Origin of the sequence: Pseudobacteriovorax antillogorgiicola (assembly GCF_900177345.1) — a bacterium.
GTDB classification, from domain to species: Bacteria; Bdellovibrionota_B; Oligoflexia; order Oligoflexales; family Oligoflexaceae; genus Pseudobacteriovorax; species Pseudobacteriovorax antillogorgiicola.
Genome location: NZ_FWZT01000022.1, coordinates 76,499 through 100,879 on the forward strand (window position 1 = coordinate 76,499; position 24,381 = coordinate 100,879).

Below are 24,381 nucleotides of genomic sequence, written 5' to 3' on the forward strand. Positions count from 1 at the left end.
GCCGAATCCTGTTTTAGCGCACAGAGACATGCAAATGGTTGTGATGCCCAACCCAGCACTTGACATAGTTAAGCTGTAGGCCAGAGCGGTAAGGAAATGGGCACGATGTAGTGTTCTGTCGACTGCCAAAGATCTCAGGATCGTTGAACAGAATGATACGAACTCCCAAGTTTGGATCAAGATATCGACGAATTAAAGTTGCATTAAGTCTTGAAGAATATGCTGCTGAATCTACTGTAACAGCACGCTCTTGACCATCACCCCGCACAGGGCGCATATCCACATCTTTACCGGTTCGATGTGATGAATGACCTGGAACAGGGGATCCGTCGAAGTAAGAGATATCGTTGATTCCCATGCGACCGAAAGATCTGGCATTACCAGAGGAGTGCCATCTCTGGCCCGCTTGTTGAAGACCCATGATAAGGCTCGGATCGCCGTAGAGCTTGTCAGATGTGGTCATCGTGTAGTAACCCAAACCAGCACTCGGAAGTTGGATAAAGGAATAATACTGATCATCTGTGGAATCGCTCTCTGACGAGCCGCAGGAAACATTGAGTATCAAAAGAATCATGCCTAATAGTTTAAGCTTCATAGGTAGCTCCTCATTTGTGCTTTAATTTTTAGATTTATCTGCGGGCAAAGAGAGGGCGCAAAAAACGAAGAATCAACGGGCCGATCTACTGAAGACCCCACCTGTACTACATCTGGATACTACCGGTCAAGAAGAACCTGTAACAACAGCATTGTGAGAAGACTAAAACTCCACAGAGTTCCAGCCCCTGGATGTGATAAGCTAAAATCTTCGGATAGATAGTAAGAGAATCGATATTTAGAGACTATTGATGTTTCGACAGATAGCTGGTCTGTCTGGATGAAAGCCAGCCTAGGAGCGAGGAAGAGACATATCGGCAATAGGGTGACGACGAGCGATATCGGATTGTACCTATCAAGGCATATCTGATGCTTTATTCAAAACGTCAACAGCCCCAAGTATCTGGCGAAAATCAATCCAAGCTCTTGAAAAAATCCACATATTCCACCAGAGACATGGGCTTTGGCCAGAAAGCATCGGCGCCAAGATCAAGAGATTTTTCGATATCTTCCTTGGAATTTGAGGTGCTGAGCATGACAATAGTTGGAATTTCACAAAGGATATCCCGTTGCTTCAACTCATTTAAGACATCGAAGCCATCTAAACCTGGCATATTAATGTCCAGCAGGACCATTTTTGGAGACCGCCCTTCTGCTCCAGGGGAGCAAAGCCAGGCTATAAATTCCTCTCCACTTCTAAAGAATTCAAGGTCTACCTTGCTCTTTGATTTTTTGTAGCAGTTCTCCACAATTTTTTGTTGGGCTAGATCATCGTCCACCACAACTAAAGGTCCAGTTCTATGAAACGATTGCTGAATTGTTTCAGTTTCATTCCCTGCGAAGACGATATTATCATGATACATAAGGCACTCCCTCTAGGTTCGCTTGTCTCTCTTCGTCAACCTTAGGAAGAAAGATCAATACAAATCCAGGATAAGTTTTAGGCTCCCCTTAATGTGTGGTGAGTCGATTGGTTTCCCAGCCTCGCTGGCGCCATCGTCTCATCATAACAAGCCCTCGAATCCACTCGTCCATGGAAAAGGCAATCCAAACGCCTAGGATCCCAATTCCAGCAACGATTCCTAGAAGGTAAGAATTAACTACTGCGATCCCCCACATGCAAAGGATGCCGATTTTCACTGGAAACTGAACGTCTCCAGCTCCCCGTAGCCCATTGATGAAAATCAAGTTCAGTGTTCTTCCTGGTTCTAAGACAATGGCCCAGATCAGAAGCACGCTAGTCATATGCGCCGTTTCTGGATCTTCCGTAAATATCGCGATAATCGGATCTCTCAGCAAGGCAACAATCCCAGCCAAGGCTAAGGACACTCCAAAAGAAAGCCCAAAGCAACGATTTACACTATGATATGCTTCCTTTGTACGACCAGCGCCTACATGATAGCCAACTAGAATCACCAGAGCCTGGCCAATGGAGACTGCGGTAAGAAAAATCAATCTCATCACGCCAATGGCATAGGAGTATGCAGAAAGACTTGCAGTACCCATCTGCGAGATGAAATAGAGAATCACAATTTGGGTGAGGTTGTAAGATAGGACCTCCCCTGCAGAGGGAATACCGATCGCCAGGATTCGCCGGCTGTGCTCACGACTCCATGAAGTTATGTCGCGTAGCTCCCAAGGGAGATCCTTTTTGCGCAACACTAAGGTCAGCAACATAACCCCTGCCAAACTTTGGCTAATAACAGTGGAATAGGCAACTCCTTGCACTCCCAAAACAGGCAAACCAAAAGGCCCGAACAAGGTCAGATAATTACCCAGCACGTTAAGCCCATTGGCAAAAAGATTCACATACATCGCTTCCTTAGTGAAGCCATAGGATTTTAAAATTGCCCCAAAACAAACATTGAGTCCCAGCCCAAAGGTAAACAGGGCATAGATTTCAAGGTACTCTACCGCATAAGCCATCACTTCTGCTTCAAGCTGATATAGCCCAACAACAGGCCTCGCTAGAAAGTAAGTACCTAGACTGATGAGAAGCGAGAAACCTAAAATCATCTGTACAGCAGAGCTGATCACTTTTCGACCGGAGGCGGTTTCGCCAGCACCATGATGCTGGGCAATCAACACGCTAGCGCCGTTTGATACCATAGACAGGAGGATAATAATGAAAAACCCAACCTGATTGATCAACCCAACAGCTGCGACCGCTTGGTCTGAATAGCTACTGAGCATTAAGACATCAACATTCATAAACAGCATGCGAAGCAAAGTTTCCAAGAATATCGGCCAAGTCAGGCTTAGGATTTTCATTCGAGCAGCAGATTCCATTCTCTAGGTCCTTCGTTAGTCTCAGCTGCAAGATGAAGCTGAATCGTCGTATGCGGACTTTAGTTGAACTAAACAAGAAGTCAAGTTCCTGTCGGCTCAAAACCCAAAACTCTTAGTGCCAATGAACTAATTTTGTCTAAAAATTACAACGAGTTCTGTAAGTTCTACTGGCTGGCAGCAAGGCGTCACCCAGCGGCTTTCGCTAAAACGCGAGCTTTAACATTCATTTATGAAACCTTTGCCAAGCCCCCTTAAAAATCATGGCCATTCCAAAAATAAGGAGTTACATGATGAAAACAATGGGATTATGGATTGGTATTCTGATGATCGGCCCCGTGCCAAGCGCTTTTTCAGCGTCAACCCAAGAAGCGCGGTATGCCCCCTCGTATGCGGGGATGACTGTCGACTATGTGAAACATGAGCAATGGGTAGGCAACCCTTATGGTGCAGGCTACTGGGAAACTACCTGGTACGAGCCATTCGACGGCGAAAAAATAAATCGTCAGGTCTGGAATGTTGTAGTTGGAACAGATGCCGAGGTCAATAACGAACAACAGTGGTATGTAGATGAAGAAGGCGTCGAAGACAATCTTTGGGTAGCCGATGGTTTTTTGAATCTGAAGGTCCAAAAAGAGAATCGTACCTTCAATGGCAGGACCAAACCATTTAGCTCAGCGCGCCTAAGCTCCCATAATAAAATTGATCGGGTAAACGGCGCTTGGGAGGCAAGATTAGTTTTTTGGAGCGGTGGCGGTGCTCGTGGGGTTTGGCCGGCATTTTGGGTTCTTGGATCACGACTCTACAGTTCCACTCAATTTAGCTGTTGGCCCACTTACGGAGCCAGAGAAATGGATATTTTTGAATTTGTCGCCAATGAAAGCCGCGTAGCATCCAATAGAATTGTTACCAACTTCATTGATGGCGATGGCTGTGGTCGCCCTCGATACAACCGCTATGACCCCTTTGTATCCGCCTATGAATGGCACACTTACCGGCTAGAGTTTTATGGTGGCGAAGTTAAAATCTTCATCGATGGTAAGTTTATCAGAGCCGTGAGCTGGAACTCATTTGTGGATCAAAGCTATCATACGATCTTAAATGTAGCTATCGGAGGAGACTTCGGTGGCCCCATCGTATGGAACTAGTTGATTCTAGGTAAGATTCACTGTGCTTATCCTTCTCGATCGTCAAGAGCCATGTCCTTCGCCAAACGATCTTGCATGGGGAGCAGGCAAACCTCGACCCTAAGGGGGAAGCGATTTGATGGATAGCGACCAGAAACTTTCTCAGTAATCACCTGACTCTCTTGAACTAGACCTGGGTGATTACTGAGAACAAAGTCAAGCACACGGGATTGGTGACGCTTCAGGCCCCACCATTGGTTGACAGTCGAATCAGGCTGGCGCTTGCCCAAAATTTTCCAACTTGGTAGCAAGCCAGCCTCTTCCCAAGCTTTTAGGGCATGATGAACACTGTCTGAATGGAGGTTCCCCGCAAGACTACTAAGCACTAGCGTGTGAGGTGCTTGCTGAGCAAAGCTTGTATCGAACGTTACATAAAGGGGCGTGTAATGATCTTTTCGAACTGCTAAAGAAACTTGATCTTCAAGAATCTTTATCACAGAACGCTCCACTGTTTTTACCAAAAACGACGATTGTTCTGAGATTCGTGCATACTCCGGCAGAGCATCAGCGAGATAGGCGAGTTGCTCCGCACTTGCATCATGAAGGCCCACCACATCAGCAGAAGTGCGTGAGATAAGACTCGCAACATCAGCTCGACGAAACCGCCAGTGATTGGTAAGATCAGACCAGTGCTCGTCATGGCGAATATTGTACGACAAAAGAGTGATTCTACCTTCTTTGGCACATCGACTCTCAGCATTGAGTTCGTTTGGATGCTGAGCTATTATAGCGAGCATGATTAAGAAAAAACTTTTCATAAGCCCTCCCACGATAACCATAAATATCAATCATCAAATCAACATGATCTTAGTGTTAAGATCTCTTGAAGATCCCAAGGAATCATTCGCCTAAGTAAGAAACTGGAGCGGAACACCATCCGAAACGTTCCCCAGTGGCATAATCAAACGAAAGGCGAAGCACACATGAAATCCATCCGCGCAGTTTGGGAAGGAGTCATAGTTGCAGAAACTAATGACCCTATAGTCGTTGAGGGCAATTATTACTTTCCTGCAAAGGCCATTCAGACCGAATACCTCCAGCCTAGTGAAACAAGAACTCATTGTCCCTGGAAAGGGGAGGCTGCCTATTTTTCCTTAAAAGTCGGAGATAAGACTCTAGAAGATTGTGCTTGGACGTATCCCACTCCCACAGAAGAAGCTAGCCGGATCAAGAATTACTATGCCTTCTGGAAAGGCGTTGATATTGTCAAGGAAACGGAAGAAGAGCGTAGCCAACGTATCGCGATTGTAACCAAACAATTCTCAGAAAGCCTCGCAAACGATGGTGACCATAGAGCCATTTTCGATAAAGTCCGCACCTTTCTATCCAATTTAGGGGGTGATGCGCTATTTTCCACCTTACCACTAGACTTCGTGGAAGAGCTAAGTTTCTTCAATTTCCAAAACTCGAACAACCTTTGTTTCCACGCCAACCATAAAGGTGAGATTAATGCCATCAACCCTACTTTTGAGTGGGCACTCAATCATCTACCCGATTTTCAAGGGCAAACCCTCGCCCAATTCCTGGATGCCTTTGAGATCATCGATGGACCGAAGCACGAAGAATTTTTTGAAACTCTAAAGTCTCATGGTTGGGTTCGGATTCCCAAAATCCGCACAAAAAAGGATAGTCAATGGACCTACTACACTCTTGATGTTGCCATCACCAAGCATGGTGACTTGGAATCTCTTCAGGGTGTTCAAGGAGAATTAGTCAACATCACACATGAAGTCGAGCTTTCCCAGTCACTCGCTGCTGCTGAGGCCAACCGTAAGAGCTTGCTCGATGGTTTGAAAACAGGACTTTTCTTCTTTGACTCCAAGGGTCAAGTAGCACCAGAACGATCGCAAATTTTAGAGACTATTCTTCCAAACAGCAAGTCCTATAAAAGTATCCATGACTTTGCCAGTCGCTACAGTAAAGTCAAAGCCGAAAACGTCTCCACTTGCTTGCAACTTCTATGGCAAGATGAAGATGATGGCTTCTTTAGCGACTTCTCGTCGACGATTTCCATGCTACCGAGCAAGTCTGTCATAACAGTGGATGGTCGGCAGCGAGACATCACCTTTGAATACCGCCCGGTCTATAGCATGGCCGAAAAACTCGATAAAGTTATTGTGCTGGTTTCAGATGTCACAGAGCAGCTTCGCAACGAGAGAGAGGTTCGATACCAAGCAGAGAGAATCAAGAAAATATCGAAAGCAGCTGCCAACCAGGAAGCGTTCCAAGGGTTTTATAGAGAATCATCAGCTTTTTTTGAACGGGCAGATCAGCAGATCAAGGATACCAGTGATCTTTCCCAACTCAAACGAGATCTGCATACTCTCAAAGGCTCGGTGGGAACATATGAATTTTCTGCTGTTGCCGCTCAAATTCACAGTCTAGAAGATAAAATTGAAGATGGAGAGTTGCAATCAGCCCCCACAGAAGTGAGTGATCATTGGCAAAAGATTTATGCCATGTGGTCTGATCAAATATGCGATATTCTCGCAGTTTTAGGTCTTAACCAAGGCCAGGACCATGTGGCGATCGAAAGAAGCAAGCTAGCAAAGATTGAGGCCTATAGTGAGTCTTTGCAGGACCAACAACTTCAGAATTTAGTGAGCAGCCTTTTCCAATATTCACCTGCTGAAGTGTTTGCCAAATATGTGGATTATATGGAGCAGCTTAACAAGCGTTTTCCTGAGAAATCGGTAAGGGTCAATTTCAGCCCCGAAAGTTGCGAACTTACTTACGAAGAGATTCAAAAACTTGATGGTGCTCTCATCCACATGTTCCGCAACGGCTTTGACCACGGAATAGAAGAGCAGGCAATCCGCCTGGAGCGGGGTAAGCCTGCCCAAGGGGTGATTCACATTTCTACGAAGCGAAGCTCAACAGATAATAGTCTCACTCTGACGATCTCGGATGATGGCGCAGGCATCAACGGCCAAAAGCTAGCAGAAAAAGCCCTTAGAAGTGGCTACTGGAGCCAAGAACGATTTGATCAGGCTCAAGACAAGGATCGTTTTCAGCTCATCTTCGCTGCGAATCTTTCTGCTAAGGATGAGGTCTCTGATGTTTCAGGGAGAGGTGTGGGCATGGATGCGGTCAAGACCTTTATTGAGGAACTTGGCGGTCGTATCGAACTCGACTCAAAGACAGGAAAAGGAACCCGCTTTACGATCACGATCCCTGGAGGAGCGGATCGCAAGCTTGGAAAAGTAGCCTAGGGGCTGTTGACGCTTCGAACACAAGCATCGATCTATTTCATTTTATTGAGTGTAATTGTCACATTCTTAGCACCCACTGCGACTTTACTCACTTCGCCATAGATGTCTCCAGGCTGATCACGACCGGCAGAGCCATCCTTATCCAAGCGAGCCTTGATCCGCATGGTCTGGAGCTTGCCTCCCATCTTTGCCGCAGGCATCAGGCTGATACTACCCATGTCTAATTGAAAGTTATGAAACTTACCCTTGGCATCGGACTTTAGCGCAACTTTCTTTGCCCCGTAGGGCATGGGCATCTTACTTTCCGGATTATAAATTACAAGAAACAGGGTTCTGATACCCTTTGCCTTCGCTTCTAAGCTTTTATCGAGAACAACAGTGCCAGAGGCTAGAGGCTGGTTTCCAAAGGCAGGGCTGACAATACAGAAGGTGCTGATAAGTACAGATAGCGCACGCAATGTAGTTTTCACTGACTCTCCATCTTCGTTGAAAATCTGATGGCTTATTCTAAAAGATGAGAGGTCGCGGTTCAAATGAAATTAAGCGTGGCCGATCGGAGGCTAGAGGCCTCCAAATCACGCAGGGTTCAACATTAAAACGCAACCCCAAGGCCCAAAGTCCCCTGGCTAGGCTGACCTTTTTTATTATCTGTGAAAATCTGCAAGTACCGAGCAGTGATATGCATTTGAACGCTGGAAGTACGGAACAATGCGACACCAACAGTGGCACCACCAGCCCAACCTGAAACATTGTCGATGCCTTCCACGTCGGTGGCGGCTGCACCGTATCCAAGGTCAAAACCAACATAGGGAGAAACTTCAGTAGGAGTGAGATAGAAGTTTGCACCTAAGGTTCCAGCTGCAATCGATGCATTCTCATCACCAAAGTAGAAAGCACCTTCTGCACCTAACTTAATGGCTGCATAGGGAGTCGTTTCCCAGATGTGACCATAAGTCACGCTAACACCACCATCGTCGACTCCCATGTTGTTCATGGCGTTGGGTCCGAAAGAGAAGAAGCTATAGTTTCGCGCTTCAACACGGCGTTGGATACGATCAGTATCCCAGATTTCGCCAACTTTCTCTTTACTTAATGAGGGGCTTGCACTAACCGCAAGTCCGCCGAGTAGGATCCATGCTTGTAATTTCATTTAGTCACCTGTTCAAAAAGTTATTGCAACAATTTGTCATACGCAAATTGGCAAGGAAAAGCTACTACGTTTCAACCAGTCGTTACGGCATAACTAGCTATCAACGCATTCATCTCGCTAACATACAGCTCTAGGGCGCAAAAATCTTGTGGTAGGAGCCACATACAGCACTAGGCTGAACCAAATAAAGATAAACCCTAGCAGTTGAACCACGCCAAAAGGTTCGTTAAATACCAAAACACCTAATAGAAACTTAATGGTCGGGGCTAAAAACTGTAGCATACCGATAAGCCCTAAGGGGATCAATTGCACGCCAATATTATACATAAGCATAGGAATCACGGTAACCAAACCAGTGCTGGCCAAAGCTAGATATAAGGGTATGCTGGATCCCGCTTCCTGCCAGGCATAAGCACCCAAATCTAGCCATAAGGTCGCTAGGAGCACCCAGCTCAACATGCCAACGCTTTCAACCGTAAAGGCAGATATAGGTTCGATCTTTAGGGTCTTCTTTAAGAGTCCGTAAACCCCAAAGCTCCCAGCTAAGACAAGAGACACCCAAGGTAGGGTTCCCACACCGATTGAGAAGATTCCCACACCCATCATGGCGAGAGCAACAGCACTCTTTTGAAGAACATGCAAGCGTTCCTTAAGTACGATGGCCCCGAGAAACACATTGACCAGAGGATTGATATAATACCCGAGCGAACACTCTAATACTCGCCCATCAAGTATCGCCCAGACATAAACCAACCAGTTGATACTGAGCATGGTGCCCGAGAGCCATAATTTAGCAAATACCTTAACATTCATTTGAGATATGAAACGGCGCTTCTTTGTCCAGAACATGAGGATAAGTGCCATGATGCCAGCGGTAGATAGCATACGAAACCAGACGAGATCGAAAGGTGGGTAGTAGCCCAGGTGTTTCCAATAGATTGGCAGAACTCCCCAAGATACAAAACTACCTACCGAAAAAAGAAAACCCTTTTGAAAATCAGAGGTCATGGCTTACTCCTATTGAAACCATAGATCGGGATGCCAAGACCAAGACTCAAATGTTAGGCACCACCAAGACCTGAGCTTCTATCAGGCCCCATTCTAAGAAACAAGAATTTCATGAATTTCGTCTAGGCTTCGATCTTGGCGACGGGTTTGCTTTTGTAAAGTGTCACGACCACGGCCGGAGGAAAGTTAACCGGTACTAGCGTGGTTTCGATGTGAGGAAACAACTCCTGGGCATAGGCTCGCCAAAGCCTCATTTTGCGAGAGCTATAGGTCGGGAGATACATGAATGTTCGGAAGAAGCCGTCATGTGCAAGCACCCCGTGGGTTTCTTCCAAAACTTTGTGACCAAAGCTGCTAGGTAAGTTAAAAAATGGCAAGCCAGAAATCACTACATCCGCTTGCGGAACAAGTGCTTTGACATTCTCTGCAGAACCAAGAATGGTGTCAATCTGAGGATATTTTCGCCCCATCGACTCTACAAAGCCCGGATTGATTTCAATCGCGGTATAAGTGCTATGGCTCGGCATGCCATGAACAATACGCTTGGTAAGAGCCCCCGTGCCTGGTCCGTACTCGACTAAATGTCGCCCAGTTTCATAGTGCCAAAGACCAGCAGACATGGCCTTCGCCAAAAGCCCTGATGAGGGAGCGATGGAGCCGGTTTGCATGGGGCTTGAAAGAAACTGCTGCAGGAACTGCCAGCTGTCAGTTTTATGAGGTAATACCTTTTGGTATCGGCCAGCGAAGTCATTATAATATCTAAGAATTCTTGATCTCATGAATCTGTCTTTCTCAGCAAAAGCTTGTTCTCTAAGAAAAATGCCATTTCTATGCCAAATTAACTCCACCAACCTCGCTGTCTCTTCGTTTTTTGGCCGGAGACATCTGAGGCCGGACGATATTCGATGTCACGGGCTCATCTCATGTCGGCTGACGAGATAAAGCACTTAAGTATATATACTTAGCCACGGGTAGATGAGCGACTGGTAAGATTTCGCAGCGTTTGGGTAGGAATTCCACAAACTTTTAGGCGTCATTTTAGGCTGTTACAATACCGCCCTGGCGTAATTGGAGTGACTGTGGCAAAGGCCGAGTCCAATTTCGCCCAGATGGTGGATCAAGATTAAGAAACATAACCCCAATGGACCAATAAGGCATTCTCGGGACCAACCGCCGATTGTCTCATCTTTCATACGAGCCTGTATGAGCAACGCAACTCCCCACAGGTCATAGATACGTATTTTTAACCTACTCAGCCTCCCCCGAGGCCAAAAGCATACCTTTTTGGCGCCAAAAAGTATGGAACCGATTCTGCAATAGGATCTAGTGAAAATTGGAAATTGCAAACCTTCAGGGAGGAAAGGACATGAGCACTTTCAGTACACCCCACCGTTCTAGCTTTCGCAGGGCCTCCATGGAACATGGCTTTCCAAGTGGAGCACCTTGGATGATCAAAAACCCAAGGACCGAAAGTGTTCGGGAGAGGCGATGTACTGCCATTGATAAAAGTGTTGCTAGAGCTTCGATTGCAAAATTTGGTGCTCCAGTCGCGGTGGCAATCACCTCTTTCGCTACAGCTGTATATATGACCTTAGCTTACATTGCACCGGATCAAAGAGACAAGGAAAGGTTGAGAGCTTTGAATCAAGAATACAATACCGTTCAAATGCAAGCTATTGATTGGACCAGCGCACGGCTTACGAACCATGCAGTTTTAGACTTTGGTACTAAAACTGCAGAGAAGGGCCTACCCACTGAAAAGGTCCTATAGTCGAGATTGGAAGTAAATCTTATGATCACAACAAAAAGAACCGCAAAGCATTCGGTATATCAAGGTAAGAGTAAGGAGCACTCAGTTCAGAAACCCAACTTCTATTGGCAGATCAATGTTCTTTGTGTACTTGCGTGCGTGTATACGATTTACTTCGCCCAAGCCCTCCTGCTACCGATATTTATGAGCCTTATTCTATACTTTTTGCTGGCACCCTTTGTTAGGATCTGTCACCGTTGGTACATACCTAAGTTAGCCAGTGCAACGTTTATCATGGCATCGTTTCTATCGATTATAGGTTTCGGAATATCATCACTGGTTGGCCCGGCCAATGAATGGCTCAAACGAGCGCCCAACGATATATCGCTCTTGGAAGGCAAATTAACAGCCATTAAGCAGCCATTCGAACAGATTACCACTGCTGCAAAAAAGGTCGAGGAAGTCACAGCAGTCGGGACCGGAACAGACCAATCGATCGAAGTAACTCAATATCCAGGTTTGGGAGACATGGTCTTCGATGTTACCAGTGAAGCTTTTATGACCATTGCGTCGACTCTCGTTTTACTCTTCTTTTTTCTAGTCTATGGCGAAGTGTTTTTAAGAAAGCTGGATCAGATATTTAGCCAAGATCGACGAGGGAAATTCGATGGGAGTATCGTTCGAAGTATCAAAGCAGGGATCTCTATTTATTTGCTGACCTATACCACAATTAATATATGCCTCGGTGCTATCGCATCATTTGTTTTTTGGATACTTGATATGCCGAACCCTGTCCTGTGGGGTGCCCTCGCCGGATGCTTAAACTACATTCCCTATATTGGCCCCATGGTTGGAGTCGTTATTATCAGTATGGTGTCGTTGCTTAGCTTCGAATCCAACGTTCAAGCCATGCTACCGCCAACAATATACTTTATCATCAATGCCATCGAGGGCCAGATCATTACTCCGATTCTCCTGGGTCAGCGACTGAGCCTCAATCCGCTTGTTGTCTTGCTATCGATTATCCTTTGGGGCTGGACCTGGGGAGCCGCTGGAGCCATTCTGTCAGCTCCACTCCTGGCTGTATTCAAGATCATTTGTGAGAATGTCCCTTCTTTAAGAAACTTCAGAAAGCTGATTGAGATCTAACGGAGCACAAAGGATTGATGTCATATTGGCATCAATCTTTGAAATGGCCCTCCCCCTGAATTTCCCCTATCCTAGGAAGATTTGATGACTAAGTCTTGGGGAACCAGAATACCAATGCCAATGAGACGTTTTAAGCTTCCAGATCTTATGGACTACGAGCTGAAGATAAGTCAGGACCAAGAGTCTTCAATGGAAGAGCTGCAAGAGCGAGACCGACAGATTGCTGCCAGTATTAGCTTTGACGAGAAAACCGACCAGCGATCAAGACTCCTTATCCAATGGCTCGATAAGATTCGCTCCCGAGAAAAACAAGATTGGCCTGGCCCTATCTATACTCATCTCTATAAGTACATACTTGTTGTTTCCGCCATCGTTGCATGTGTGCTCGGTAGCTCAAGTACTCGACTTTTGTTGAGCTATAACGGCACGACTCCGATAAACGTCATTCCAATTTTAGGCTTCTTTGTGATCTTTCAAACAGCGATGCTTACCATTGGACTAGGCTTCCGTTCTATTACAAGGTTACGCGGAGCAAGTGCACAGTCATCTATTCATCAGGGTGCTTACCCCGGTTTAGTAGGAGCAGTAATGCTCTACCTTGAACGGGTTGTGAAACGAAAAATAAGGCGAAGTCCATCTTGGCGGACACTAGATCAAAGCCTGAGCAGGGTGCATCAACTATACTGCAACATCGAAGCTATGCTATCGCTGCAAGCCTTGCTATTCTTCTCACTGTTGTTCAACATTAGCGCTCTTGTTACGATGATCTGCACGGGAGTGTTCTATGACTTAGCGTTCTCCTGGAGCACAAGCCTTCATATGGCATCGGGCGAGTTTCATCAGTTCATTCAAGTCCTCGGATCGCCGTTTGCTTGGCTGATTCCTGAAGCTGTTCCTAGCGAAAGCACTGTATTAGCGAGCCAGTTTATTCGTCTTGAAGATCGCTATTCCTATCAAGGCAGCATCCCCAACCTAGACCGGCAAACCTACCATCAAACCTGGTGGCTGTTCTTGTGCGTTTCCGTTTGTTTTTATAGTGTCCTACCCCGCTTCGTCCTCTTAATAGTACTTCGCTTGAGAATGTCGAGAGAACTTAGCAAGCTTAGCTTTGACGACTATGCCAGTGAAACTCTTTTCAAACGTTTGAAAGGCTTCCACCAAGGTTGGAGCAACGATGACCAACGGCCCATATCGCTACAAGACAAGAACACGGAAACCTTCTCCCCCCAAACCACAATGGTCTTCAATGAGAAAGACTATTATCTTGTGTTTTGGCGGGACGTACCCAGTGATGAAGTCGATCTAAAATCGAGTCTCGCTCAACCGTCGCTAAATATCGTGAAAAGCTATCACGCCAATGGAACCGCGACAGATCTAGATATAATTTCCCATGATCTCAAATCTCTAGTTACAAGTCATAGAACCGCATTGCTAATTCTGTGTGACTCGTGGGAGCTGCCAGGTGAAGCCATTCAAAAGCTGATCAATAGGCTTAGAGATGAAGGCCTAGAGTCTTTGCCCATTCTTTTCTACCCTATACAATGGAGCAAAGAAGATCCTTCAGGCGAAGAGCCTGAAGAGAGAAGACTATGGAAAACAAGTATTGCTGATTTGAAAGACCCCTACGTTGGTCTATTCAGTCTTGGAGAATAAGTATGATTCCAAGTTTTGCCGTCGTTGGCCGTTCGAATAAGGGGAAGTCTAGTATCGTAGCAACCCTAACTGAAAACGATATGATCGAGATCGCTGCAACACCTAGAACAACTCAAACGTGTCAAGAATTCATCATGCGAGCTAGCGGTCAAGACCTTTTTCAAATCATTGACACCCCTGGATTCGAGGAAGCTCCAGCGGTACTCGAGTGGCTCCAGAAGAAACCGGTTGATGCTCATCAGAGGAGGCAACGAGTTGAAGAGTTTTTGAAAGAGTTTGAGGGCACAAACCAATTCAAGTACGAACGTGAACTTCTAAGCCCAATTATTGCAGGCGCAGCAATTCTGTACGTTGCCGACGCAAGTCGGCCATACCGGTCCAACTATGAAAGCGAGTTTGAAATTCTCCGTTGGACCGGCCAGCACTCTATGGCACTGATTAATCTGATTGGCAAGCAAGAGTATATCGACGATTGGGAGGCTGCTCTAAATCAGTACTTCAGAAAGGTCAGGGTTTTTGATGCTCATAAATCCTATTTAGAAGATAGAGTCCAGCTGCTAGAGGAGCTAAAAGTCATTCACGACCAGCTTAGGCCCCAGATTAGCAAGGCAATCGAGATCATGAAGAGCGAACACCAGAGTAGACTCTACTCATCGGCTCACGTGATTGCCAATTTTATTCTGAAAGCAATCAATCTAGAACACAAAGAAGATATTGTAGATACAGACTTTGGCCCTCCCAATAAGCAGGAACTTCAAAATGCCTATCTCGATACCGTACGGAACATGGAACAATCGTGTCGGGACAAACTACTTCTATTATTTCAATATCAATGGCTAGAAACAGATGAAACCCAGCTTGAGGGGCGCTTTGAAGAGGATGATCTTTTTAGTCGACAAACGTGGGAGATCTTAGGTTTAAGTCGAACAAAACTAGTAACTCTAGGAACTGCTGTCGGTGCCTTGGCTGGGGGTGGCATCGATGTTATGGCTGGGGGAGCATCTTTACTAGTGGGAAGCGGATTAGGCGCATTTTTGGGAGGCGGTAGCTCCCTTTATCTCGCCTATTCAGATCCTACAATACTAGGCTTCAAAACGAAAAAGTCTCACTACGTTATCGGGCCCAATAAGAACCCGAACTTTCCCTGGGTGCTTCTCGATCGAGCCCTGCTCTTTGTCCAGTCCTTGCAACAACGCACCCACGCGGTGCAGGCAACTCTATCAGTGAACCATAAACCCGCTGGACTCGGTTTGAGCAGCCAACAAAACAGCAAAAGCCTAAAACGCTTAGCATGGATCTTTCGCAAATCGAAGTGGGGCCTCTCTAGAGACAGTCTCTGCGACGAACTAGCGGCTGAAATATTAACGATGATGAACTCCATAGGAAAACGAGAAAGTTCATGAATTTGTCTACGAGATTGCAGAAGAGATACTGTGGTCTCAGTGCGCTAAGCTGAACACGGTTCCAAACTTTAAGTCCCGCCAAGACATGCCAAGAACATCAATAAAATCTTTGGAGCAGCAATCCCCGGAGACATCATTGTAGGCTTGACCCAACAATCATAGCACTAAATTGATACAGTTTATGGGATACATCCCTTCTGGAATACACTTCGACATTGGACTCACTTGTTACCGAAACTCTTATTACGACTGCATTTAGCTTAGTTTCCTCAATCTTGTCTGACTTGGCTCGATAATTGTATTGCTGTTCTTTGTTTGTGTCTCGCTAGGACTTTTATATTTTAGGAGTAAAAAAATAATGATGAAATTAGTTACCGCACCTCGAATTGCTGCTCTAATAATTGCTACCTCTCCTGCTCTAGCTTTCGGTCAAAATCTTGAGGAGGCTCCTAACCCACCTCGTATCGATGGTGGAAAAACAGTCAAGCTAAAGCGGCAAGCAGGTATTGGGAGTCGGTATGCCTATGCCGAAGCGGGAGTGCTAGAGATCGGAGGAGCGATCAACTTTTCCACTACGGATTCAAGAACCGATGCTGGATTTACGCCATCCATTGGCTACTTCTTTTCAGATAATTTCCAAGTTTCAGCTCTAACAAATTTCACATATACAAGCCTGGATGATGTCGACGATGAAAATTCGAACATCGACGAAGATACCAGCTCGGGCAGCCTTGTGATCGAGCCTTCCTTGCACATGCCGCTTTCTCGACAGCAATTTGTTTTCGCAGGTATCGGTGCTGGGGCCTATTTTGCTGAAGGCGAAGATACTGGCTTTGCGGTTGCGCCACGTATTGGCTTTAAAAACCTAGTAGGACGTTCCGGGATGTTGAGTATTGCCCTCCAAGGTGTGTATGCAGCTCAATCCGAGGATGATGATAATAGCAATGGCACTGTTGTCACGGTTGAAGACGGCGCCAACCTCTCCTTCGGTTATTCCGTTTTACTCTAAAAAGCGAAACAAGCTGTATTAGCATAGAACATAGATCTACATAGTTTAGCTAGTCTTGTCGGTATCTCATGCACCGGCAAGACTACCGATCAATTCTAGTAAAAATTTATCAAGTTTTAGTGGCACGAAAGATGCTTGGGTACAGGCCAGAGCAGGTTTTTTCTTAAGCTCAATGCAGCATGATTCAATTGGAGTCCCTCTTATGATGTTTGCTTACTTTAAGAACGTACTATCAGATCTAGCAAAAAAATCACTTGCCTCCGACCTTGATCGCAGCCAAGCGTTTCGTCCAAAATCTAAAATTTCCATTCGAACCCAAGTCCAACCCCACTATAGTCCGGGCCAGAGATCCATCGTCGTAGAGTTTTCTTTGCTTAACAGCTCTGGAGTTCACCCTAATTCTTTCAGCCGATCGCCGGTTGCTATTGAGATCCACGATGGTTCAGTGAAGAGAATTCACGAAGCAACATGGATAGATCACAAGATCGCCTTAGAGCGTGCGTGCTCAGATTCATGCAATAGTTCCCATGGAGACCGAAGGCGTTCGATGCCGCCTAGTAAAAGTGCAAAATCTTCTCAAACTGCATTGAGACTTGTATCTACAGCTCAGAGCTAAGGCACAGGCAGCTGGTCATGCAGCAGTTCTAGCCACTGCTGCTAAATCAAAAGTGTAGGATTTGAAATACACAAGCAAGTATGATTAATGAGACACAGCTGTAAACAACAGCACCGACGTAACATGCTTTCGTAATAAAACTACAAAAACAAACCAAATTTACTGTTAAGCCTACCGGTTTCTCCCCATCAATTAACTTTTTAGTGACGCAAGTGTAGGTATCAGTCCCAGAAGACCTGTATTTATTGATAAATTCATCCGTAGCTTATTTACAAAATCCCACCGTTTAGAATTTTGCGATTGTTTCATCCCAAGCCGCCCTGGTAAAAAAACCTAGCTTGATCGATCAAAAATTTATGTCTTGTTTATTTAGCAATCATATATGGAGTTCCTACATGATGAAACTATCGATGCAGGCTATGGCTGGCATTACCCTTTGGATCGCGCAGCTTTCCCCAGATGCCATCGCTAAGGAAAGAATTCCTTTTCAAGGTGCCAACGCCTATTTGAATCCAGGTTATTCCGAGCAAATTGATAAATCTCTAGCCATCGAAACCGATGCCAGTCTTTACGCCAAGATGGAATCGCTTAAACAGGTCCCTACAACGATCTGGCTCGAAAGCTTAGAGTCCATCGTTGGCAATAAAACACGAATGAGTTTGGAAGATCACCTTGTTGAGGCAGCTCGGCAGCAGGAAGCATTGGCGACCGACGGCAAAATAAAACCTATGACCGTGCAGGTTGCCATCTACAACCTTCCTGATCGCGACTGCTCCGCCTTAGCATCGAATGGCAAACTTAAAGCTGATGAAGGTGGGCTTGAGATCTATAAGAGAGAATTTATCGATGTGATTGCCGATCACTTCGCAGACCCTCGTTTCGCAAACCTACGAATTGTAGCCATCATTGAACCTGATTCCCTGCCCAACATGGTCACCAACTTAAGCATGGCTCCGTGCCAGAAAGTGAACCAAGACAAAACTTATGAGAGCGGCATTCAGTACGCACTTCAAACTCTTTCACAACTACCAAACATGTATCTATACCTCGACATCGCCCATTCTGGGTGGCTTGGTTGGGATACCAACCTTGGGCCAGCTGTCACCTACTATAGCCAATTTTTAAGTGAAGTTGCCGGTGATCGCTTTCCATTGATCGACGGCTTTATCAGCAACGTTTCAGGTTACACTCCGGTTGAGGAGGAGTTTTTGCCCGACTCGCGGTTTGCCATAAACTATCAGCAAATCCGATCAGCTGATTTCTACGAATGGAATCTGATCTTCGATGAGCGTGACTTTGCCAGTGAATTAAAGAAAGAGTTTGTGAAAGCTGGATTCCCGGAGAGTACCCAATTCTTGATCGATACCTCCCGCAACGGCTGGGGCGGACCTAATCGACCATTGAAGAACGAGGGGCCTTACGCTACACCCAACGAGCATGTTGATGCACTCAGAATCGATAAGAGACCGCACCGAGGCAGTTGGTGCAATGCTGATGGTGCTGGTATCGGAGCTAGGCCGCAAGTTTTGCCTTACGGTGAAGATGATGCCGTGACAGCCTTTATCTGGGGCAAACCACCAGGAGAGTCCGATGGCACCAGCGATTCTTCCCAAACAGGCCCAGATTACGAAGGCAAGCAGTTCGATCCTATGTGTAGTCCCACCTATGTAACGGGCGCTGGCAACCCCACGGGTGCGATGGACGATGCACCTTCTGCAGGAACCTGGTTTCCTAGGCAGTTTAAGATGCTCATTGAAAATGCCTACCCACCAATTGAAGTGAAATAAAAAGTAATAGTGGCCCCACGAGGGGCCGTAGGATTTCAAATCTATGCAATATTGATTTCGAAGGGGTTCACCAAAGAGACCCCGTAATGAAGAAATTCTTCTGTATTGCTGGTTGCGACCACGGAGCGATTGACCTTAGCGATAGCCGCAATCTGAAGATCCACCTTTCGAGGTTTGAGCCCCTTCGTTCGTAGCTTGCCATACATCTCTCCAAACAGGCTGGCACTTGCCCCATCATATGGGATGATAGCAATATCAGGGTTGAAGAGTAGCAACTGCTTAAACCAGACCAGATGGGCATCTTTTTCCTTCCCATCACTCATTTCGTGGATGGCAAAACTAATCTCTTCGATGGTGATCGCTGTAACTCCAAAGCCAATTTCCGTCGAAAGCCACCGCATCACCCCTTGGTTGGGCTCTGGCTTGATGGCCTCAAGGATAATATTGCTATCGAGTATGTACACGGGATCTCCTTATTCACCACCAACTTTGATCATTCCGCTGATTCCTGACTCTTCGAAATGTTTCCGCGTATCTTCCAGAAACTGCTCAAGATTTTTCTTTGGAAAGCTGACTTCATGCTTGCGATCGTCATAACGGTACACGACGGCAACCTTTTGACCGTGGCTCGTGATAACCTGCGGCTCCTCGTTGGTCGCCTTGATCAGCTTAGAGAAGTCATTTTTAGCATCTTTTACTGACCACGAACTCATGGCAACCTGCCTCCTTCATCTGGCTACATTTGGCTACTTTTTGTGTCGGCAGGTTTTGTGAACACTTTAGATTTTTAGGCAAGCGTAACCCAAGACCTTAATGGAGCCAGGGCTGAAGTTCATATCTTTTCAATCTGGTAAGAAACAGCGAGCCTTAGATTAGGATTTGACATATTTTTCAATGACTCGACGAAATCCGGACCGGCCACGCAGACGCCTCACGTATTGCTCGATGCTGTCATGCACAAGTGGAAATTGAGACTCCACCGCCCAAAATAAGGTTTGACCTATCATGATATCTGCCAAGGTAAAGTCACCAAGAAGATAGTCTTTATTGCTTAGACCTTGATCCAAAACACCCATGGAACGCTTAAATTCATAATGAAGCGACGGCACAACTTCGGCGATTCGTTTTTCCTCGGGATAAATGAAAGTGTGCCGTCGGTGCGCCCAGAGGTGGGCATCCACCTCGGCAATCGCAAACTGCATCCATTGCTCACAAAGTCCTTGCTTCTTTGAGTCTCTTGGTAGCAGGTCTTGCTCAGGTTGAAGCCGAGCAAGATAGGAGCAGATCGCACCTGACTCCCACAGGACAAAACTATCATCTTTGAGCACTGGTACCTTCCCATTGGGATTGAGTGCCAAAAACTCAGGTGAGCGAAGTCCCTTGAGGCTCATCTCGACAGGAATAAACTCAACTTCAAGATTCAGTTCTTCAGCAGCCCAAAGACAACGAATAGCTCGGGAAATCTTTGCACCATAGATTTGGATCATAAGATGCTCTCTTTGTATAAAGTTGACCTCACGGCATAAGGTACATGAGAATCGGAATCTCGACAAGCACGGCTAGAGCCGTTCTCAATCAAGCCTTGGAGAATTTCACTTGCGACATGGCAGGCGTCACAAGTACCGCCTGCCCCCGCCCACTCATTGACAGTGGCATCGCCTGATGGGGTAAGAGCACCGGTTGCCCCACACCCACTGAAACGGCTTCTTTCAGCTTAAATCGGCCCTCACATGACAAAAACACACCGTAGCCATCGGCCACGGCCAAACGAATAGGCTCATCGTCTTCTTTGAATATATGATGGACTTGATAATGGTCATTTTTGGGGTACTGATGGATGATTGATTCATCGAGGCCGATGGTATGAAAAGCTTCCATGGTTGAGCGAACAAACTTCATCCCCACTTGATTTTCAGGGTCTATGATCCTCAAGGCCTCGTCAACATGCAGTGGCCGCGGCTCCCCATTAGGATCGAGCCGTCCTTGGTTATCGTATTTGCGTCCCCAATCCCACATCCGATAAGTTTTACCACTTTTCCCGGGGAAAATTCGCTGAGGCTCAAGAAGAGTCACCCCAGGCCCAATAGCGTGAGGAACTCCGGGCTTAATCTCAAAATAATCTCCTGGTTTGACCGGAACAAATTGAAGGACGTCTTTCGCTCGATCGCCGTCCAATAAAACTTTTCTAAGCTCGTCTTTATCTAATGAGCGAGAGAAGCCCACATAAATTCCAGCTCCCGGTTCCGCATGAAGGACAAGCCAAGACTCTGGCTTGCCGCACTCTTTGGGCCCCAAGTTAGGATCCCCATCTTCAGGATGAACCTGCAGCGATAGAGGGCTTGCAGCATTCAATAACTTGACTAGAATTTCACAGGCACCTTTTGACGAGGCGCTCAATTTTGGTGATAAGACCTGATCACTGTGCTCACGGACAAAGTCCGCCAACAGTTGACCAGTGCTGAGAATCTTAGAAGGGTATGCTGGATCGCAAGAAAATTCCCAAGACTCGCCAATTGGCGTGTCAACTGCACTCGGGACCAAATCCGCCTTAAACATTTTACTGATGTTGGTCCCTGCCCAAGGGGTTCGCCTTAGGGGGGTGAACTGGTCAAACGAAAGCAACACAGGATCTGAAACCGACACGGTCATGGGCTCCTCAAAAACAGCATTCATGTTCAAGGCCATTATCATACCCGCAGGCCTTGCTACTTTCAGCAATTTTATTTGGATGGTATGCAGGTCAAGCCTTTCGTTCCTTTCGACAGAATCAATTGTATTGTATTTTCTACAAAAACTTGATTAACTGATTTTTAACAAAATAGAGAAAAATGGTTCAATTCAGGAGATTGCAGATGCTGTATCGTAGAATAGCAAAATCCCTCATACTTGGAAGCCCTCTCGTCTTCTCCGGAACTCTCTTTGGTCAAGAAGGTGAGTCAGGGGAAAAAGCTGAAAGGATCCAAGTTACCGGGTCACGTATCAAACGGATGGATATGGAAGGGTCATCCCCAATCACTGTTATCGATAGACAGGCCATCGAAATATCCGGCTCGCAAACAGTAACCGACGTTCTAAAAACCCTCCCAGCAGTTGTCGGAAACTCGGTCACAACATCGACAACTAATGGTGGGGGTGGGGGTGCTGGAAACATCACCCTGCGAGGCTTACCCGCAACAGCAACCCTTGTACTTCTTAATGGAAGACGCTTGCCTAACGACGGGTTGGCTGGTGAAACTCCAGACTTAAATGCTATTCCGGTAGCAGCTATCGAGCGCATTGAGGTTCTTAAAGATGGTGCTTCAGCGGTATATGGCTCCGATGCAATTGCCGGGGTTGTCAACATCATCACTAAAAAAGACTTCACTGGCACCAGTGTTGATGTCTACGCCGGAGCGGCATCGGAAGGTGACCTAGAGACCACAAGCGTGAGCGTCACCTACGGAGCAGCGAGTGACAAAGGCAACATCATGATCGGCGTGAATCACTATCGTCAGGGGAACGTTCGCTCCGCTGATCGTGATGTATCGAGCTATCCGCTAGGTGGTGGCAGCTCTGCGATTCCTAATGGTAGTGCAGTTGTTACAACTGCTGGTAGCGGTTTTACCTGTGCTGATGGCGAGGAAAGCTGCCGTGTAACAGTTCGAGATGGGGTGACCGAAATTACTGGAGTCGGAGATTTCCGTGAGGTAAGTGGCGACGAGTACAACTACTCAGAACTTACTGATGCAATTATGGCACAGGAACGGCGAAGCGTTTACCTTTATGGCAATTACGACATTTCCGATACTGTTCGTGCAAACTTAACATCAACCTACACGAACACCTTAAGCAATTACCAATCAGCACCGACTCCAATCTTTACGGCCTTTGAAACTGGCAGTTTGACCATGGCTGCTGACAACGAGTTCAACCCATTCGGAGAAGCCCTTACCGACGTCAGACGACGAATGACAGACTTCGGGCCTCGTCAAAGTACCTTCGACTCCAATGTAACGAACCTAGTTCTTGGTTTGGAAGGCGACCTTCTCGATATTGGTTGGGGATGGAACTTCGACTACAACTATGGCAACACCAAAACCATTGAAACCGCTGAGAACCTAGTCAACAAGGCTAATTTTACAGCATCGATCAGCAGCCCCGCTGTGTGTGATGCACTTGAAGAGCTCGGTTGTGTGCCAGTCAATATGTTCGGCCCTGACGGTTCACTTTCTGCGGAACAGATTGCTTGGCTTAAGACTGAAGCTAACATTCGCGGCGAAGCGGACACTGAGTCTTTCGTCTTCAATATCGGCGGAGAAATTGGCTCACTTCCTGGAGGACCTATTTCGATTGCTGGCGGTTTAGAGTATCGCCGCGAAGCGATCAAGTTTAGACCGGATGGTCAGACATCCAGCTTCAACTCAATCGGTAACACGAACTTTAAGCCAACCTCAGGTGATCGAGAAGTTAGTGAAGCCTATCTTGAAGCTTTACTTCCAGTGGTGAAGATGGTCGATGTAGAGTTAGCCGCACGCTACTCGAGCTACGATGACTTTGGCAACACCTTCAACCCAAAGGTCGGCTTGAAGTTCAAACCCGTTCAAGATTTCATCCTTCGAGGAACCTACTCTACTGGCTTCCGAGCGCCAAGTTTGAGAGAGCTTTACCAGGGTGAAGCTGAAAACTTTGCTTTCTTAAATGATCCCTGTGCCAGTGATGCCTCTAAGTGTAACGGTGGCCCGCAAAGTGACTCCTCTCTATTTCAGTTTCTAGCGCTAGAAGGTGGCAACGAAGACCTCGATCCTGAAGAGTCGACCAGCTATACATTTGGATTGGCCTACTCACCTAGTTGGGGGCTTAATGTAAAGGCGGATTACTTCTTTGTTGAAACGAAGAATGCTATCGACATCAACCCACAGTTTATCGTCGACCAGTACAGGAACAATGGCTTGTTCTCTGATAAGATCGTGCTCGATAGTAACAACAACATCCGAACTATTCAGGCCACCGCATTGAACTTAGCTGCTCGAAAGGTCAAGGGGGTCGACTTTGGAGTTGACTATACCACACGATTTGGAACCGACCGATTTGGAGTGGCTCTAACAGGTACCAAGTTTCTTGAGTATCTCAACCAGGCAGACAAGTCTTCAGACTTCGTCGACGTTGTAGGAAAATTCGTCGATGCAGCGTCTGAAGGAGTTGGATCGATTCCAGATCATAAGCTCAACCTTGGCTTTTCTTATGGAGTCGGTGGGTTTACTCTAAACTTAACGAACAACTACACCAGCAAACTTGAGGCTGAAGGCTCCGATTTGGACAAAGATTTTGAAGCCTGGTTAACTCATGACGTCCAGGCAACCTACACGGTGACATCATGGGCGACCACATTCACCCTTGGAGCTGATAACATCACCAACAAGGAGCCCCCCTCCTCGGATGCAGCATTCAATGATAATATTGATGCCCGAACTCACAATCTCATAGGTTCGTTCTACTACGCTAGTGTGTCCACTGAATTGTAAATCACCTCAGGCCCAAAATATAAATTTTGGGCCTGTCTAATTTTCCAGCATAATGAAGGAAATCAAGGACGACTTT

22 protein-coding genes are annotated in these 24,381 nt (G+C 46.4%); 10 read left to right on the forward strand and 12 right to left on the reverse strand.

The features are described 5' to 3' along the window. Positions 1–13: 13 nt before the first annotated feature. The 3 genes from B9N89_RS23755 to B9N89_RS23765 all read right to left on the reverse strand — a co-directional run bounded on the left by B9N89_RS23755 (position 14) and on the right by B9N89_RS23765 (position 2,883). Positions 14–595 (reverse strand): penicillin-insensitive murein endopeptidase, encoded by a 582-nt coding sequence (locus B9N89_RS23755; protein WP_132323391.1) that lies wholly within the window; start codon positions 593–595, stop codon positions 14–16. A 412-nt stretch (positions 596–1,007) separates the two neighbouring features. After that, positions 1,008–1,457, reverse strand: a complete 450-nt coding sequence (locus B9N89_RS23760; RefSeq protein WP_132323393.1) for a response regulator — start codon at positions 1,455–1,457, stop codon at positions 1,008–1,010. A gap of 88 nt (positions 1,458–1,545) precedes the next feature. Further along, positions 1,546–2,883: an MATE family efflux transporter gene (locus B9N89_RS23765; protein WP_132323395.1), complete on the reverse strand. Its 1,338-nt coding sequence runs from the start codon at positions 2,881–2,883 to the stop codon at positions 1,546–1,548. Between the two features lie 290 nt (positions 2,884–3,173). On the opposite strand from B9N89_RS23765, the gene B9N89_RS23770 reads away from it, so the two are divergent. After that, positions 3,174–4,028 carry a glycoside hydrolase family 16 protein gene (locus B9N89_RS23770; protein WP_159455599.1) on the forward strand — a complete coding sequence of 285 codons (855 nt, stop codon included), beginning with the start codon at positions 3,174–3,176 and terminating at the stop codon, positions 4,026–4,028. 26 nt (positions 4,029–4,054) lie between these two features. Here the strand turns inward: B9N89_RS23770 and B9N89_RS23775 are convergent, their stop codons facing one another. Continuing rightward, positions 4,055–4,825, reverse strand: coding sequence for an exonuclease/endonuclease/phosphatase family protein (locus tag B9N89_RS23775; protein ID WP_132323399.1), 771 nt, complete (start codon positions 4,823–4,825; stop codon positions 4,055–4,057). Between the two features lie 165 nt (positions 4,826–4,990). Between B9N89_RS23775 and B9N89_RS23780 the strand changes: the two genes are divergently transcribed. After that, the gene (locus B9N89_RS23780) at positions 4,991–7,279 is read left to right on the forward strand and encodes a DUF427 domain-containing protein (RefSeq protein ID WP_132323401.1); all 2,289 of its coding nucleotides are present in this window, start codon (positions 4,991–4,993) and stop codon (positions 7,277–7,279) included. 32 nt (positions 7,280–7,311) lie between these two features. Here the strand turns inward: B9N89_RS23780 and B9N89_RS23785 are convergent, their stop codons facing one another. The 4 genes from B9N89_RS23785 to B9N89_RS23800 form a co-directional block, all read right to left on the reverse strand. Then, the gene (locus B9N89_RS23785) at positions 7,312–7,749 is read right to left on the reverse strand and encodes a c-type cytochrome biogenesis protein CcmI/CycH (protein WP_132323403.1); all 438 of its coding nucleotides are present in this window, start codon (positions 7,747–7,749) and stop codon (positions 7,312–7,314) included. 122 nt (positions 7,750–7,871) lie between these two features. After that, entirely contained in the window at positions 7,872–8,429 is a 558-nt protein-coding gene (locus B9N89_RS23790) for an outer membrane beta-barrel protein (RefSeq protein WP_132323405.1), read from the reverse strand. Between the two features lie 117 nt (positions 8,430–8,546). Next, entirely contained in the window at positions 8,547–9,437 is an 891-nt protein-coding gene (gene rarD / locus B9N89_RS23795; RefSeq protein WP_132323407.1) for an EamA family transporter RarD, read from the reverse strand. A 122-nt stretch (positions 9,438–9,559) separates the two neighbouring features. Further along, on the reverse strand, positions 9,560–10,216 hold the full coding sequence (locus B9N89_RS23800; protein WP_132323409.1) for a class I SAM-dependent methyltransferase: 657 nt from the start codon (positions 10,214–10,216) through the stop codon (positions 9,560–9,562). 587 nt (positions 10,217–10,803) lie between these two features. Here B9N89_RS23800 and B9N89_RS23805 point away from each other — a divergent pair. The 7 genes from B9N89_RS23805 to B9N89_RS23835 all read left to right on the forward strand — a co-directional run bounded on the left by B9N89_RS23805 (position 10,804) and on the right by B9N89_RS23835 (position 18,804). After that, the gene (locus tag B9N89_RS23805) at positions 10,804–11,208 is read left to right on the forward strand and encodes a hypothetical protein (protein WP_132323411.1); all 405 of its coding nucleotides are present in this window, start codon (positions 10,804–10,806) and stop codon (positions 11,206–11,208) included. A 21-nt stretch (positions 11,209–11,229) separates the two neighbouring features. Continuing rightward, the gene (locus B9N89_RS23810) at positions 11,230–12,336 is read left to right on the forward strand and encodes an AI-2E family transporter (protein WP_132323413.1); all 1,107 of its coding nucleotides are present in this window, start codon (positions 11,230–11,232) and stop codon (positions 12,334–12,336) included. An 84-nt stretch (positions 12,337–12,420) separates the two neighbouring features. Continuing rightward, positions 12,421–13,989 carry a DUF2868 domain-containing protein gene (locus B9N89_RS23815; protein ID WP_132323415.1) on the forward strand — a complete coding sequence of 523 codons (1,569 nt, stop codon included), beginning with the start codon at positions 12,421–12,423 and terminating at the stop codon, positions 13,987–13,989. Positions 13,990–13,991: 2 nt separating this feature from the next. Then, positions 13,992–15,392, forward strand: a complete 1,401-nt coding sequence (locus tag B9N89_RS23820; protein ID WP_132323417.1) for a GTPase/DUF3482 domain-containing protein — start codon at positions 13,992–13,994, stop codon at positions 15,390–15,392. Positions 15,393–15,750: 358 nt separating this feature from the next. After that, positions 15,751–16,401 carry a hypothetical protein gene (locus B9N89_RS23825; RefSeq protein WP_132323419.1) on the forward strand — a complete coding sequence of 217 codons (651 nt, stop codon included), beginning with the start codon at positions 15,751–15,753 and terminating at the stop codon, positions 16,399–16,401. A gap of 202 nt (positions 16,402–16,603) precedes the next feature. Next, entirely contained in the window at positions 16,604–17,017 is a 414-nt protein-coding gene (locus tag B9N89_RS23830) for a hypothetical protein (RefSeq protein WP_132323421.1), read from the forward strand. 395 nt (positions 17,018–17,412) lie between these two features. Then, on the forward strand, positions 17,413–18,804 hold the full coding sequence (locus tag B9N89_RS23835) for a glycoside hydrolase family 6 protein (protein WP_159455600.1): 1,392 nt from the start codon (positions 17,413–17,415) through the stop codon (positions 18,802–18,804). 41 nt (positions 18,805–18,845) lie between these two features. Here B9N89_RS23835 and B9N89_RS23840 read toward each other — a convergent pair whose 3' ends face one another. The 4 genes from B9N89_RS23840 to B9N89_RS23855 all read right to left on the reverse strand — a co-directional run bounded on the left by B9N89_RS23840 (position 18,846) and on the right by B9N89_RS23855 (position 21,489). Beyond that, on the reverse strand, positions 18,846–19,268 hold the full coding sequence (locus B9N89_RS23840) for a PIN domain-containing protein (protein WP_132323425.1): 423 nt from the start codon (positions 19,266–19,268) through the stop codon (positions 18,846–18,848). A gap of 9 nt (positions 19,269–19,277) precedes the next feature. After that, positions 19,278–19,517 carry a type II toxin-antitoxin system Phd/YefM family antitoxin gene (locus B9N89_RS23845; RefSeq protein WP_132323427.1) on the reverse strand — a complete coding sequence of 80 codons (240 nt, stop codon included), beginning with the start codon at positions 19,515–19,517 and terminating at the stop codon, positions 19,278–19,280. 159 nt (positions 19,518–19,676) lie between these two features. Continuing rightward, positions 19,677–20,291 (reverse strand): glutathione S-transferase family protein, encoded by a 615-nt coding sequence (locus tag B9N89_RS23850; RefSeq protein ID WP_132323429.1) that lies wholly within the window; start codon positions 20,289–20,291, stop codon positions 19,677–19,679. Between the two features lie 88 nt (positions 20,292–20,379). Then, positions 20,380–21,489 carry a type I phosphomannose isomerase catalytic subunit gene (locus B9N89_RS23855; RefSeq protein ID WP_159455601.1) on the reverse strand — a complete coding sequence of 370 codons (1,110 nt, stop codon included), beginning with the start codon at positions 21,487–21,489 and terminating at the stop codon, positions 20,380–20,382. Positions 21,490–21,656: 167 nt separating this feature from the next. On the opposite strand from B9N89_RS23855, the gene B9N89_RS23860 reads away from it, so the two are divergent. Continuing rightward, positions 21,657–24,305 (forward strand): TonB-dependent receptor, encoded by a 2,649-nt coding sequence (locus B9N89_RS23860; RefSeq protein WP_159455602.1) that lies wholly within the window; start codon positions 21,657–21,659, stop codon positions 24,303–24,305. Positions 24,306–24,381: the final 76 nt, after the last annotated feature.